At 41.7% G+C, this 13,345-nt stretch carries 10 protein-coding genes and 1 pseudogene; 3 read left to right on the top strand and 8 right to left on the bottom strand.

Annotation, left to right across the window (positions count from 1 at the left end; all coding sequences use genetic code 11):
- Positions 1–64: 64 nt before the first annotated feature.
- The 7 genes and pseudogenes from RMZ42_RS29695 to RMZ42_RS29665 form a co-directional block, all read right to left on the bottom strand.
- On the bottom strand, positions 65–370 hold the full coding sequence (locus tag RMZ42_RS29695; protein ID WP_322674792.1) for a hypothetical protein: 306 nt from the start codon (positions 368–370) through the stop codon (positions 65–67).
- Between the two features lie 241 nt (positions 371–611).
- Positions 612–1,208, bottom strand: coding sequence for a dephospho-CoA kinase (coaE, locus tag RMZ42_RS29690; protein ID WP_322674791.1), 597 nt, complete (start codon positions 1,206–1,208; stop codon positions 612–614).
- A gap of 117 nt (positions 1,209–1,325) precedes the next feature.
- The gene (gene cobA, locus RMZ42_RS29685) at positions 1,326–2,915 is read right to left on the bottom strand and encodes a uroporphyrinogen-III C-methyltransferase (protein ID WP_322674790.1); all 1,590 of its coding nucleotides are present in this window, start codon (positions 2,913–2,915) and stop codon (positions 1,326–1,328) included.
- A gap of 72 nt (positions 2,916–2,987) precedes the next feature.
- Entirely contained in the window at positions 2,988–4,214 is a 1,227-nt protein-coding gene (locus RMZ42_RS29680) for a tetratricopeptide repeat protein (protein ID WP_322674789.1), read from the bottom strand.
- Between the two features lie 332 nt (positions 4,215–4,546).
- Positions 4,547–6,687 (bottom strand): annotated as a pseudogene (locus tag RMZ42_RS29675) (ATP-binding protein).
- 581 nt (positions 6,688–7,268) lie between these two features.
- Positions 7,269–7,742, bottom strand: coding sequence for a tetratricopeptide repeat protein (locus RMZ42_RS29670; RefSeq protein ID WP_322674788.1), 474 nt, complete (start codon positions 7,740–7,742; stop codon positions 7,269–7,271).
- 3 nt (positions 7,743–7,745) lie between these two features.
- A complete protein-coding gene (locus RMZ42_RS29665; RefSeq protein WP_322674787.1) occupies positions 7,746–8,759 on the bottom strand; it encodes a homogentisate phytyltransferase in 1,014 nt (337 codons plus the stop codon).
- Between the two features lie 208 nt (positions 8,760–8,967).
- Here RMZ42_RS29665 and RMZ42_RS29660 point away from each other — a divergent pair, with 208 nt between their 5' ends.
- From RMZ42_RS29660 to RMZ42_RS29650, 3 genes are all read left to right on the top strand, one after another.
- Positions 8,968–9,249 carry a glutaredoxin family protein gene (locus RMZ42_RS29660; RefSeq protein WP_322674786.1) on the top strand — a complete coding sequence of 94 codons (282 nt, stop codon included), beginning with the start codon at positions 8,968–8,970 and terminating at the stop codon, positions 9,247–9,249.
- Between the two features lie 53 nt (positions 9,250–9,302).
- Complete coding sequence (locus RMZ42_RS29655) at positions 9,303–10,802, top strand: UDP-N-acetylmuramoyl-L-alanyl-D-glutamate--2,6-diaminopimelate ligase (RefSeq protein WP_322674785.1); 1,500 nt, start codon at positions 9,303–9,305, stop codon at positions 10,800–10,802.
- A gap of 227 nt (positions 10,803–11,029) precedes the next feature.
- Positions 11,030–12,490, top strand: coding sequence for a DICT sensory domain-containing protein (locus RMZ42_RS29650; protein WP_322674784.1), 1,461 nt, complete (start codon positions 11,030–11,032; stop codon positions 12,488–12,490).
- A 79-nt stretch (positions 12,491–12,569) separates the two neighbouring features.
- Here RMZ42_RS29650 and RMZ42_RS29645 read toward each other — a convergent pair whose 3' ends face one another.
- A complete protein-coding gene (locus RMZ42_RS29645) occupies positions 12,570–13,124 on the bottom strand; it encodes a Uma2 family endonuclease (protein WP_322674783.1) in 555 nt (184 codons plus the stop codon).
- Between the last annotated feature and the right edge of the window lie 221 nt (positions 13,125–13,345).

Genomic DNA, 13,345 nt, shown 5'->3' with positions numbered 1-13,345 from the left:
CTTTCACAGCTGTACTATTGTGCAAATAATCCCTCACGCAATTTAAAGCTTTCGCTAACAATATTTAGTCATTCGGTATTTGCTTGAGTAAAGCTATCCACATATCAGATGGAGCGGAGTAATAATCAATTTCTTCAACTTGATATTGATAAGATTCACAACCTTCTCGTAAAATAATGCGATCGCAAGCTTTAACGCTTTTCCCTACTCCAGTCATGTACCCGATTGTTCCTTCATTGAAGCGCTCAAATATGTAGTCGCCTCCACAAACTTGTTGTCTGTAATCATGGATTTTATTCTTTTGTTTTAATTCTGTTACTGGCGAGATAACCAAAGCTAATTTATTTAAAAAACTAAAACTTAAGTTCATACCTGTTATGATTGAAGAGAAGGCACTTAAAAACATTTAAAAAATAGAACTTATAATTTATTTAAAAGTCATTCTTTTAAATTTACAGTACTATTAATCGCATATTCAACTGTAAAATCACCTAACTGTAGGACAATATCTGGTGAGATATAAGTTTTTTGCTTAACTATCTAGTATTAATTAATAAGCTTTTTATGTCTTGAAAATGTCATATATGTATATATTTTAATAAAAATATAATTTAGTTACTACTTGTCGTAGCTAGAGCTACATCTATCTGCTTCAGTAGTATTTCTAGGGTAGAAGAGTTATCTAAAACGACATCTGCATGAGCCACTTTTTCTTCGATGGATAATTGGCTGTTAATCCTGGCTCGTGCTTGTTCTGTATTTAAATGGTTTCGTTGTATCAATCTTTGTAGTTGTTGCTCTTGAGAACAACGCACTACCCAGATTTCTGTTACCAAATCAGTCATCCCAGCTTCAAATAATAGAGGCACTACTAACACCAGTATTTGTGAGGAAGACTGAGCAATTGCTTTGAGAAAGCGATCGCGCACATCAGGATGAATCAAATTGTCTATCCACTTGCGTTCATCTTGACGATTAAAGATAATTTCGCCTAGCTTTTGGCGGTTGAGGCTGCCATCTGGTAGTAAAATTTGTTCGCCATAACGTTGAGCGATCGCACCCAAAATAGGCGAACCTAAAGATACTGCCTCTCTAGCATAAATATCTGCATCCAAAATCGGCAGGTTATAAGTGCTAGCCAAATAATTGGTGACAGTGGTTTTGCCTGTGGCGATACCACCAGTTAAGCCGATTATGCGTTTTGTCATTTGTCATTTGTCATTGGGCATGGGACACAAGAGGCAGAGTAGGCAGAAGTTCTAAAATGTTTTAATTTTGAATTTTGAATTTTGAATTTTGAATTTATTTCTCCCCTGCTCCCTCATCTAAGAATTTGTCGCCCATGCGATCAGTGCTTGGGTTAAACCATCTAAAGTGTATTCTTCGGCTTCTACATCCACGCGTCCGAATAAATCATGGCAAGTTTTAGAGGTTTGGGGGCCGATAGAGGCAATACAAACTCCCTCTAATAATTGGCTAGGATCGGAGTTGTTGGCAAATATACTATTAGTAAGTTGACAGAAAAATTGTACAGTTTTAGAACTGGCAAAGGTGATTGCATCTACCTTGCGGTTTTGGAGAGCTAACTTTGCCGCAGGTGGAATACTACTAGGACAACAAGATTGATATGCCGCAACTTCTATCACCTTTGCTCCCTTGAGAGTTAATTCCTTAACTAAAACTTCTCTGCCGCCGCTTTCAACTCTGGGAAATAACACCTTTTTACCATCTAATCGATCTGGGAAATTTTCCACTAAAGAATCGGCAATAAAGTTGGGGGGAATAAAATCTGCTTGCAGAGAGCGTTGTTTGAGACTTTGGGCTGTTTTCTCACCAACGACGGCAATTTTAATGCCAGCTAAGGCACGGCTATCTTTACCTTGGGTAGTTAGCCTTTCAAAAAAGTAGTCTATGCAATTGGTAGAAGTAAGAATTAACCAGTCGAAGTCAGATAAATGAGCGATCGCATTATCCAAAGCTTCCCAACTGGAGGGGGGGCCGATTTCTAAGGTAGGCATTTCGATGACTGTTGCACCTGATGCAATGAGGCGATCGCTAAATTGACTCGATTGCCCAATTGAGCGTGTTACCAAGATCATTTTACCAGTAAGGGGAGATAGGGAGAAATTGCTTGACATAGCAGGGGGGCTAAAAGTTTTGCCTGTAGTAGAAACCTGACAATCTATTTTCTCAGGTTGTAAGTACTTGCGTAGCCCAACAACTTCGCCAATCACAATTACCGCCGGAGAAAGGGATAATCCGGCGGTTTGTTCTAGAATATTGCCCAGTTGCGCCGTCCAAATTTGTTGTTCGGGAGTTCCTGCCCAACGGATGATGGCAATGGGTGTTATGTGCGATCGCCCATGCTGCACCAGTCGATCTACAATCTCTCGTAGATGTCGCCCTCCCATTAAAATTACCAGTGTCTCTAAGCGTGACAGTGCTTCCCAGTCTAAAACCTCTGGTTCGTGAGCTGTAAGCACTGCAAAAGTGCGGCTTAACACCGGATCTGTCAGGGGAATTCCTGCCAGTAAAGGTGCTGCAAGGGCTGAGGAAATTCCTGGTACTAATTCAAAGTCACAACCGGATGCTTTCAACGCTTCTATTTCGGAGGTGCAACGCCCAAAAATTAAAGGATCGCCTGATTTGAGCCGTATAACTTGTTTTCCTTGCAGACAGTGTTTTACCAGTAACTTGTTAATCTGGGCTTGGCTTGTACTGGGTTTGCCACCGCGTTTACCAACGTCTAACTTCAGGCAATCATCTGGGACGCACTGCAATAATTGAGCATCTACTAAAGCATCGTAGACTAATACTTGAGCAGTAGCTAAGAGATTGTAAGCTTTTACTGTCAGGTATGCTGCATCTCCAAGCCCAGCACCTACGAGGTAGACTTTACCCCTTTCATTTGTCATTTGTCATTTGTTAATAGTTCTTCTTCCCTGCTTCTTTCCTAGTCCCCAGTCCCCAGTCCCCAATCCCTTTATTCAATCCGTTTGCGTATTAATTTTTTCGATTAGCCGATCGACTTGCTCAATCATCTCCTTGTTTTTCTCAGCTTGGAATAATTCTCTGGCTTTTTTGAGATTAACGATCGCTTCTTTTGACTGTTGTTGTCTTCCTAAAGTGATTCCCAAATTATAGTAAGTGAATGCATCGTTGGGGACGAGGCTAATGGCTTTTTTGTAATGTGCAATCGCTTCTTGAGGTTTACCTCGATCGTCCATCGCATTTCCCAAACCTGTGTAAGCTTGTGCGTGTTTGGGATCGAGACGAATCGCTTCGGTATAGCCAGCGATTGCTTCTGTGAGCTTGCCTTGAGCGTAAAAAGCACTTGCTAAATTATAATGAGCGTCTGCATAGTTGGGAGCGAAGCTGATGGCTTTTTGGTAATGTGCGATCGCTTCTTCTAGTTTGCCTTGAGCGTATAGAGTATTTCCCAAGGCATTATAACCTGCTGGATTTTTCGGAGCGAGGCGAATGGCTTCGGTATAGTTGGCGATTGCTTCTGCTGGCTTTCCTTGAGCGTACAAGGCGTTTCCTAAGTAATAGTGAGCGTCTGCATAGTTAGGATCGAAGCTAATAGATTTTTTATACTGGGTAACTGCTTCTGCTAGCTCACCTCGATCGTAGAGAGCATTTCCTAAACGGGTGTAAGTCGGCGCATAGTCTGGTTTGAGGCGAATAGCTGCTGTATATTCGGTAACTGCTTCTTTTAGCTTGCCTTGAGCGTAGAAAGCGTTTCCTAAGTTATAGTGAGCTTCAGCATACTTGGGTTCAAGGCTGATGGCTTTTTTGTATTGGGCGATCGCAGGTTCTAATTGATTCAGTCTTGCTAAAGTCAAACCTAAATTAAAATATGCTCTAGAGTCTTGAGGATCGAGACTAATGGCTTTATTGTATTGAGCGATCGCTTCTTGTGGTTTACCGCGATCGTCGAGAGTATTTCCCAAGGCAATATAAGCTTGTGCAAAATTGGGTTCTAGTTCAATTGCCTTCCGAAAAGCCGCCTCTGCTCCTTTTAAATCTCCCTGTTTATAGAGATTGCTTCCTTGCTCGAAGTTAGCAACTGCGTTTTTGTTCCGAATAACTGCGGACTGAGTATTTTGAATTTTTGCTAAAATAACGCCAACATTTTGACCAAAGGCAGTATTCCCATTACTCAAACACAAGCAGATAATAGCTGCTACCAGTAGATTCTTGTTTTTCAGCATTTTTCTTACCTTACCTGCTTGGTTTACATCTAATATCGAGTTTGGTTAATTGCGATCGTCAAAAAACCCTATCTTAGCCCTTCCTGACTTGCTGTTAGGAGAGCAAAAGCGTAGCTTTGGCGAGGTTATAGCTGGAATTATAAGTGATTAAGCTAACTTGATACAAGTGTAATCTCATATAAATGGCTATTTGTACACAATAGACATCTTGCAAAAGTTACTTTTGCAAGATATTGGGGTGCATGTCAAAAAGTAAGGGGAAATTTCATACCTTTACCCTTTAACCCTTACCCCACTATAGATAGTGCTTTCTTAAAAGTAAAAAGTCGTTTTTAGGTAATTGCTGACACTTTTGTTTCCATCAATTTAACAATCGCTGCAATTAATTTTTCTGGGTTAAGAGGTTTGGATAAATGCATCTGAAATCCAGCTTTTAGAGCTTTTTCGTGGTCATCGTTTCTCGCAAAGGCAGTCAAGGCAATTGCTGGAATTTGTCCACCTTGTTCTGGTATCCGAGTTCTCACTTCATGTATTAACATATAGCCATCCATATCGGGCATACTAATATCGCTTACCAACACATCTGGCTTGAACTCTGCTAAGGCTTGTAATGCTTCTTCTGCTGAAGATACTGTCATCACAAAAGCCCCATCTTGCTCTAATACAAAAGCAACAAAATCTCGTGAATCAGTATCATCATCGACAACTAAAATCCTGATGTCATGCAGAGGTAAGGAGTTAGTAGCTAAAAATGCAGGATAATTTTGTCCATCCGTCAGCTTTGGACTTTCATTTGGCAGAAGCGGTAAGCTAACAGTAAATATTGCCCCTTTACCCTCACCGTGGCTATCTGCTTTGACGATGCCGCCATGCATTTCGATGATATTACGCACAATTGCTAATCCCAGTCCTAATCCACCAAATTTCTCGTAGAGGTGCTATCTGCTTGGCGAAAGTAATCAAACACAAATGGCAAAAAGTCAGCGCTAATTCCCTTACCCGTATCGCTAACAATTATTTGAGCATAGCCATCAGTTTCCTGGAGTCGCACTTCTACCTTTCCTCCTCTGGGTGTAAATTTGATTGCGTTAGAAACGAGATTCCAGACGACTTGCTGCAAACGAGTCGAGTCGCCCATAATTTGTCCCACACCTGGTTCAAATACTGTATTTACCTCAATCAACTTTGTTTCTGCTGCTAACTGCATTGTCTGTAGTGCCGACAATACCGTGGACTTGAGATTAATCTTCGTGATATTTAGCGTCAGTTTGCCTTGTAAAATTTTGGAAATATCCAGCAAGTCCTCAATGAGTTGAACTTGTAAGGTAGCATTTCGCTCGATTGTGGCTAGGGCTTCAGATGTCTTTGTTTGGTCTAATCTGCGGGTTTGCAACAACTTTGACCAGCCGAGAATTGCGTTGAGTGGAGTGCGTAGTTCGTGAGAGAGGACGGCTAAAAATTCATCTTTAATTCGATTGGCTGTTTCTGCTTTCGCTCGTGCTACTTGTTCTAATTCCAGTAGGTGCGCTCGTTCTTCAAGTATTTGTTTTTGTTCGTGGATATCCGTACAGGTTCCAAACCACTTGACTACAAAACCTTGCTCATCTTTAAGTGGTAAACCTCGCGCTAGCTGCCAACGATAAGAGCCATCAGCAGCTCGTTTAAAGCGATACTCATTGTTATATATAGTGCTATTTTTGACAGCATCAGACCACACTTTATCAGCTCTTTGAACATCATCTGGATGCAATGCAGCCAACCAACCAGAACCCAAAGATTGTTCTAACGTTAGCCCAGTGTATTCGCACCAATTTTGATTAAAATAATCGCATTCACCGTTAGGTTTAGTTGTCCAAACAAGTTGAGGAATTGCCTCAGCCAAGTAACGGTAACGTTCTTCGCTTTGCCGGAGAATTTCTAAGATGCGTTGACGTTCAAGAATTTCTTGTTGTAATTGCTCGTTAGTCTGAGTAATTTCATTGGTGCGAACAGCAACCATTTCTTCGAGATGATTCTGGTATTTTCGCAGTTCCTCTTCTACCCATAAGCGTTCGCTTATTTGTGTTTGAAGTTCTTGATTTGCTTGTTCTAATTGAGTAGGGCTAGGAAGTGCCAATGCTTGAGGAACTAAAGGTACAAGCTTTAACGCGGTAATTACAGATATTGTGGCAGTTACTGCTTTGAGAAACCCCGACACCCAATAGATTGGATGCCAAAGTGTCCAAATCTCCATTAAATGAGTAGTGCCACAAGCTACGATAAATCCACTAAATAGTAGAAAAATCCAATCAAAGGGCAAGTCTTGTCGCTTGCGGACAAAGTAGAAGAGTGTAGCTGGAATCGAGTAATAAGCTAGTGCAATGAATGCGTCAGATAATATGTGTAACCAAACTAAATTCGTTTGCCATAGATAGCAGTGTCCATGTGGAATAAATGATTCTGATGTCAAAAAGTTAGTCCACAATTCTGATATTATATTTGACATAAAAACTGGATTCTTTAATCTAAACAATCTACTACTAAATTTCTACCCTTGCTTAATAATATTTTAGTACTAAAATATTAGTGATACAGTGTGTCTAATTTCTGTACTGCTTAAATAAACTACAATATGTCTTTACAAAACAAAAAGGCTGTTAGTATCATCACTGTTTTGCAAACATAAATAATATCATGTCCGCCAAATTACCCATAATAAAAGAACCCCACCCCCAACCCCTCCCGAAAAGCGGGGAGGGGAGACAAAGCACAGCTTTGGCGGGGTGGGGTTCTTCGGGTTTAATAAGCAATCAAGCAGACATGATATAATTTAAAATTCACAATATTTTTTCTTATAAAGCCTAAATGAATTAATTGTAGCTATGAAGCTTGTGGCGCATCCGATCGCAATTGTAAGGGCTGTGAAGAGAGCGGTCAAACTTGCGGAAGTTGCAGACATAATTATGGTATACAATAGTAAATTACCAAATAAAAACCATTCTCACCATAATGATGGGAATGGCAAAAATTAGGAGACACAACAGGAAAATTTAATCTCTGCAACTCTCATTAAAGTTAAGATTCGCTTGACTTAGCACTCATTTTATCTAATAGTTGAGTGATTTTTTTAGCTTTTTCAGGTTGGCGCTGTTTTTGTAATAAATCTTTAGCTTGTTGCAGGTTAGTTTTAGCTTCTTCTTCTCGCTCTTGCTGCATGAGAATATTTGCCAGCCGCAAGTAAGCATCAGGATTTTTCGGACTGCGGCGAATTACTTCCCGAAATAATTCTGTTGCTTCTTCTACTTGTCCTTGCTGGTTTAAAACATCTCCCAAAAACAAGCGCACTACGTCATTTGTAGAGTTGATGGAAATCACTTTGCGAAAAGCTGCTTCTGCACCTTGGTAATCTTTTGCTTGGGCAAGATTGATACCTTTTTGAAACAAATCTGAGGTAATCAAAGTTTTCCAAGCGAAATAGCCAAGGATTGACAGACTCAGAACAACTACAACAGCAGCGAGAATCGAACTAGTAGGAAAGGTTTCTAGCATTGTCTAAGCCAAAAGACAGGCGATAGGAAAAATCAGATATTCCATAAAAAAGAGTTTCCAGATAAATTGGTAGAATTGAGCGATCGCACTTTTCTCTTGTAAGTCTACCGTCAAACTCCGTAACCACAGCCAAGCCAACAGCCCCAAATGAGTAACTACCAGGAATATAGCGTTAACTGAGGCGACGTGTAGCACCCCAACCAGAATTATTCCCAGATAACAGGCAGTTATTACCCAAAGAGATAGATTGAACACAGCTTGAGGGCCAAGTTTGATAGTGAAAGTAGTAATATTGTAGAGGCGATCGCCTTCCATATCGGGGATATCTTTAAAGATAGCGATCGCAAAGGTAAACACCAAAATAAATAACGTCAGCACCCATACCACAGGCGGAATTGTTTGGCTTTGTTGCAACGCCCAACTGTAATGCAGATATAGCCCTAAGTTAACAATCGTACCGCGCACCGAAAAAATACACAGCGCCGCCCAAATCGGAAACTGTTTTAAGCGAATTGGCGGTAAAGAATAAGCAGTACCAATGGCCAAACTAATTGCTACCATACCCAATAAAAACGGGCCAGTTAGCCACGCCACAACCAGCGCCAAAATCCCAGTAGAAGCAACAATTAATTGCCCAGTTTGCTGAGAAAACTCACCAGACGCTAAGGGTAAATGAGGCTTATTAATCTTATCAATTTCTACATCTTCTAATTGATTCAGCCCGACAATATAAACATTGCCACACAGACAACCAATCCATGCACCAAAGACAGGGAATACAGAATACGTAGAGACAAGATTCATCGCGTTTGTAGAGACGCGATTCATCGCGTCTGTAGAGATATGATTAATCGGGTCTCTACTGATGGCAATGGCAATTAAATATAAACCCAAAACACTCAGACTTGTACCAATAATTGTGTGAGGGCGAGAGAATTTCCAGAAGGCGTATAACCACTGGAAATATGATTGAACAGGTTTGCCTGTTAAAGGGCTGTTTTGAGAACTTTGGCTCATGAGTAGCTTAAATACAGTATTCTGGTTGGTTGTTAATCATTGTCACAGAATTTGGTCATTAGACTACTTTCATGAATCAATGAGCTTTCATCCTTCTACTTCGTGCCCTCTGCTGTGGCTGCGACAAGCCGTTCGCGTAGCGTCTCCGACAGGAGAAGCGTCTACGTTATTCTAAACTTATAACTTCTTGCGCCAACTCATATCAAGAATGCGACTAATTTTATACAGTAAACCCGGCTGTCATTTATGTGAAGGCTTGCAAGAAAAGCTAGAACAAATCCAAAATCTCAGTTTCGAGTTGGAAGTTAGGGATATTACAACTCGTGAAGATTGGTTTGCTGCGTATCAGTATGAAGTGCCGGTGCTTTATTTATCGAACCGCAGAGGCGCAGAGGGCGCAGAGGGAAGTGAGAAACCATTGCCGCGTCCTTCTCCTCGTGCTAACGTGCAGCAATTGGAGCAAATGTTGCGTAAATATTTAGCCAATTAGAAAAAAATAATGCAGAATAAGCGCAAGATCAAGAATGTGACGAGGTTCACAAAATGAAATTGCGGGAATTACTAACAGCGGTAGACAGTGTTGAGCAATTGCCTAGTTATCCAACTTTAGAGGATGTGGAAGTTAGGGGTTTAAAGACGAATTCCCATGCTTGTCGTGTGGGTGATTTGTTTATTGGGATGCCAGGAACGCGGGTTGATGGTGGGGAATTTTGGCAAAGTGCGATCGCATCAGGGGCTGTCGCTGCGATCGTTTCTCCCGAAGCTGCACAAAAAAATCCTCCCACAAATCAGGCTGTGGTCATTAGTGCAAGTAACATCACTCAAGCTTGTGCGCAGATAGCCAGTGCTTTTTACGGTTATCCAGGGCGAAAACTCAAGTTGGTAGGTGTGACTGGTACAAATGGCAAAACTACAACTACTCATCTAATTGAATTTCTCCTCAACAAAGCTAATTTAGCTACAGCTTTGATGGGAACTCTCTACACTCGTTGGGCAGGTTTTGAGCAAACTGCTGCCCACACTACACCCTTTGCAGTGGAACTGCAACAGCAGCTAGCAGAAGCTGTAAAGGCTGGTAGTGAGTTTGGGGTGATGGAAGTCAGTTCTCACGCTTTGGCCCAAGGTAGAGTGTTGGGTTGTGAATTTGAGGTAGGGGTATTTAGTAATCTTACTCAAGACCATCTCGATTATCACAGCGATATGGAAGATTACTTTGCTGCCAAAGCGTTATTGTTTAGTCCTAATTATCTCAAGGGACGGGCAATAATTAATGCTGATGATTCCTACGGGAAGCGGTTAATTGCCTCGTTAGATTCCGAACGCGTTTGGAGTTACAGCGTCAACGACAACAGCGCTGATTTATGGATGAGCGATTTAAGTTACCAGCCAAATGGTGTTAGTGGGACATTACATACACCAAAAGGTGATGTGGCTTTTCGATCGCCCCTAGTCGGACAATATAATTTAGAAAATCTTTTAGCAGCCGTAGGAGCAGTTTTGCACTTAGGGCTAGATTTACAGTTAGTGGCAGCTGTGATACCTGAGTTCCCTGGAGTTCCCGGACGGATGGAACGGGTACAGATTAGTACTGAGCAAGATATTAGCGTGATTGTGGATTATGCCCACACGCCCGATAGCTTAGAAAATTTATTGAAAGCTGCGCGTCCGTTTATACCTGGAAAAGTGATTTGTGTATTTGGTTGTGGAGGCGATCGCGATCGCACTAAGCGCCCAAAAATGGGTAAAATTGCTGCTGAGTTAGCTGATGTGGCAGTGGTGACATCAGATAATCCCCGCACTGAAGATCCAGAAAGGATTTTGCAAGATATTTTAGCGGGAATAGCTGATACAGTGCAGCCAAGAGTAATTTGCGATCGAGCGATCGCAATTCGTACCGCTATTTTACAAGCACAACCCGGTGATGGAGTATTGCTTGCTGGTAAAGGTCACGAAGATTACCAAATTCTCGGCACCGAAAAAATCCATTTTGACGACCGAGAACACGCCCGCGAGGCTTTACAGCAAAGACTTAACGTACAATAATTTGGGCATTGGAAGAGGCAGGGGAGCAGAGAGGCAGAGGGGCAGAGGAGAAAAACTTACTGCAATTTCTTCCCTGCTCCCCTGCTCCCCTGCTCCCCCATCCCCTCGTGGATAGAGTTTTTTATAGTTAATGTTTTTTTCCGTGGTGATTTTGTAAAAAATGCACATATAAAGGTGAAAATCGAAGACAGAATTATTTCTTGCTTCATCCAAGTTGTGCTTGACTCATGAATGTTTCTCTGGCTAAGGATCTGTCTGTTTATCAACTGGTTATGGGAGTGCAAGCGCCTCCGAAACCATTGTCCCTCAGTCCTGCTACTCTGCTATCACTGGTGAGAGCGCAAATTGACTTACTCATTGAGCAGCAAATTGCAGCCACTCTCTGGGTGAAGCTACCACCAGATAAAATTTGGCAATCAGAATTAGCGCGTTATCAATCCTCGGTAGGTGCGTCTAGTCTCATTTATAGTTGCCAGATTGACGAGAGTAGGAAAAGGGAAGCAGGGGAAGATAAGGAAGAGGGAAGATTAAATATCTCCTCATCTCCTTCATCCCCATCATCTAATTATGTCCCCGTTCATCTACCACCAGATAGCCAAATGCGGCGGGAAAACTTTCTGATGGTGTTATCGCCACAGTTTTGCAGTTTAATTTTGGCTCATCGACCACTTAAAAAACGTAAAAATCAGACATCGGGGAAGGTAAATACTAATAAAAACCAGCCATTGCTGATTATAACTACTGTTGAGGGGAGAGTAATTCAGCAAGTATTAAATGGTATCCAACAAGCGATTGCGCCAGAATCATCCTCAATACCTGCTAGTTTTATTTGTCCAACCGTGCCTCAAGCCGCACTTATGAATCAATTGTTGGCAAAACAACTCCTCCGACAAGATGAAATTAATCGTCAAATCATCACAGTACGCACTAATAAGTTGGAGCAGCAAAATCAAGAACTGCACAACAAAGAGCAACTCAAAGATGAATACCTGAAAAATGTCTGTCAGGAACTACGTATACCTTTGACGCACATGAAAACAGCACTTTCATTATTAAATTCCCCTAATCTGAAACCCCCGCAACGACAACGTTATTTACAGATGTTAAATACCCAGTGCGATCAGCAAAACTCCCTGATTACTGGTTTCTTGGAACTGGTGCAGCTAGAACAGAATTTTGACGGGACGACTTTGGAGTTGGTGCGTCTCTCAGATATAGTACCTGGAGTAGTTAGTACCTACCAACCTGTAGCCCAAGAAAAAGGAATTATGCTAGCCTACACCGTACCGACTGAACTCCCATCTGTTTGGTGCGTGACTGGTAAGCTAAGGCAAATTGTGATTAATCTGTTGCACAACAGTCTTAAGTTTACCCCTAATGGAGGTCAAGTATGGGTGCGTGCCCGTAATCAAGGCGATTATGTCCAATTAGAATTCCGCGACACAGGTATCGGTATTGCGGAAAACGAAATTCCCAAAATCTTCGATCGCTTTTATCGCGTGCGTACAGCAGCAACCGAAGATTATGGTGGTGCTGGGTTAGGGTTAACGATAGTACAGCAATTGCTGCTGCGCTGTGGTGGATCTATTTCTGTAAAAAGTAAATTATCTGAAGGTTCTACCTTTACAGTGCAACTGGCAACTGCTGGTAATATGCCAAGAGCGATCGCGACAGAAAATGAGTTATGAGTTATAAGTTATGAGTTATGAGCGATCGATTTATAATTCATAACTTATAACTCCTACGCCCTTTCCATAATACGCTGTACTAGGTCTTACCTATAAGGCGCTCAACTCGGACAGATACATCAGGAAAGGCTAGGGGTGAAATAGTACCTGTAGTTAATGTCAGTTCGGTTTTGTATTCCCCATTTTCTAGGTCACGAAATACTTTTAACTGCGGAATTTTCAGGTTGACAACCCAATATTCAACAATACCAGCCTCAGCGTAGATGTCTTTTTTGTCACCTAAATCTTTGCTACTAGTGGCTTTGGAGAATTCAATAACCCAGAAGATATCTTCTGGGTAAGGATGGTGTTCTAAGTAGACCTCACCTAAAGGTTTGACAATCGCAACATCGGGAGCAGGTTCTGAATCGTTGGGTAAGGTAACGGGTTTTGCATCGCGGATTTTTACCCGTTCACCGAGCAGTGTGCGAAGATAATCAGCTGCTTCTGTGTTGTAGTAGGCGTGAGATTCTCGTTCTGGAGGCATAACAATGAGGTCGCCGCGCAATAGTTCAATGGGCTGGTCGTCAAAAATACCTGCCTCTATTGCTTGGTGATAACGTTTAATTGTCCATTTATAGGTAGTTACGGTCATAATCCTTATTTAGCCTTTTTTCTACCACTTAGACAAGAGGTTTACTTTGATTTTAGAATGAAGCACCGGCTAGCTCATCAGACATTGTTTTTAGGACTTATATCATGTCCGCTTGATTGCTTATTAAACCCGAAGAACCCCACCCCGCCAAAGCTGCGCTTTGTCTCCCCTCCCGAAGAGCGGGGAGCAGGGTGGTTTCATACAAAGAAAGAAAAAACTTT

This window comes from Nostoc sp. DedQUE05 (assembly GCF_034530955.1).
Classification (GTDB): Bacteria; Cyanobacteriota; Cyanobacteriia; order Cyanobacteriales; family Nostocaceae; genus Nostoc.
Note: the sequence above shows the minus strand (reverse complement) of the source record. Positions and strands in the feature narration are given on the sequence as shown.

Excerpts from the sequence above, each read along its gene's own strand:
- RMZ42_RS29680 (WP_322674789.1), bottom strand. The coding sequence starts at position 4,214 with ATGCTGAAAAACAAGAATCTACTGGTAGCAGCTATTATCTGCTTGTGT.
- RMZ42_RS29660 (WP_322674786.1), top strand. The coding sequence starts at position 8,968 with ATGCGACTAATTTTATACAGTAAACCCGGCTGTCATTTATGTGAAGGC.
- coaE (WP_322674791.1), bottom strand. The coding sequence starts at position 1,208 with ATGACAAAACGCATAATCGGCTTAACTGGTGGTATCGCCACAGGCAAA.
- RMZ42_RS29650 (WP_322674784.1), top strand. The coding sequence starts at position 11,030 with ATGAATGTTTCTCTGGCTAAGGATCTGTCTGTTTATCAACTGGTTATG.
- RMZ42_RS29665 (WP_322674787.1), bottom strand. The coding sequence starts at position 8,759 with ATGAGCCAAAGTTCTCAAAACAGCCCTTTAACAGGCAAACCTGTTCAA.
- RMZ42_RS29655 (WP_322674785.1), top strand. The coding sequence starts at position 9,303 with ATGAAATTGCGGGAATTACTAACAGCGGTAGACAGTGTTGAGCAATTG.
- RMZ42_RS29645 (WP_322674783.1), bottom strand. The coding sequence starts at position 13,124 with ATGACCGTAACTACCTATAAATGGACAATTAAACGTTATCACCAAGCA.
- RMZ42_RS29670 (WP_322674788.1), bottom strand. The coding sequence starts at position 7,742 with ATGCTAGAAACCTTTCCTACTAGTTCGATTCTCGCTGCTGTTGTAGTT.
- cobA (WP_322674790.1), bottom strand. The coding sequence starts at position 2,915 with ATGACAAATGAAAGGGGTAAAGTCTACCTCGTAGGTGCTGGGCTTGGA.
- RMZ42_RS29695 (WP_322674792.1), bottom strand. The coding sequence starts at position 370 with ATGAACTTAAGTTTTAGTTTTTTAAATAAATTAGCTTTGGTTATCTCG.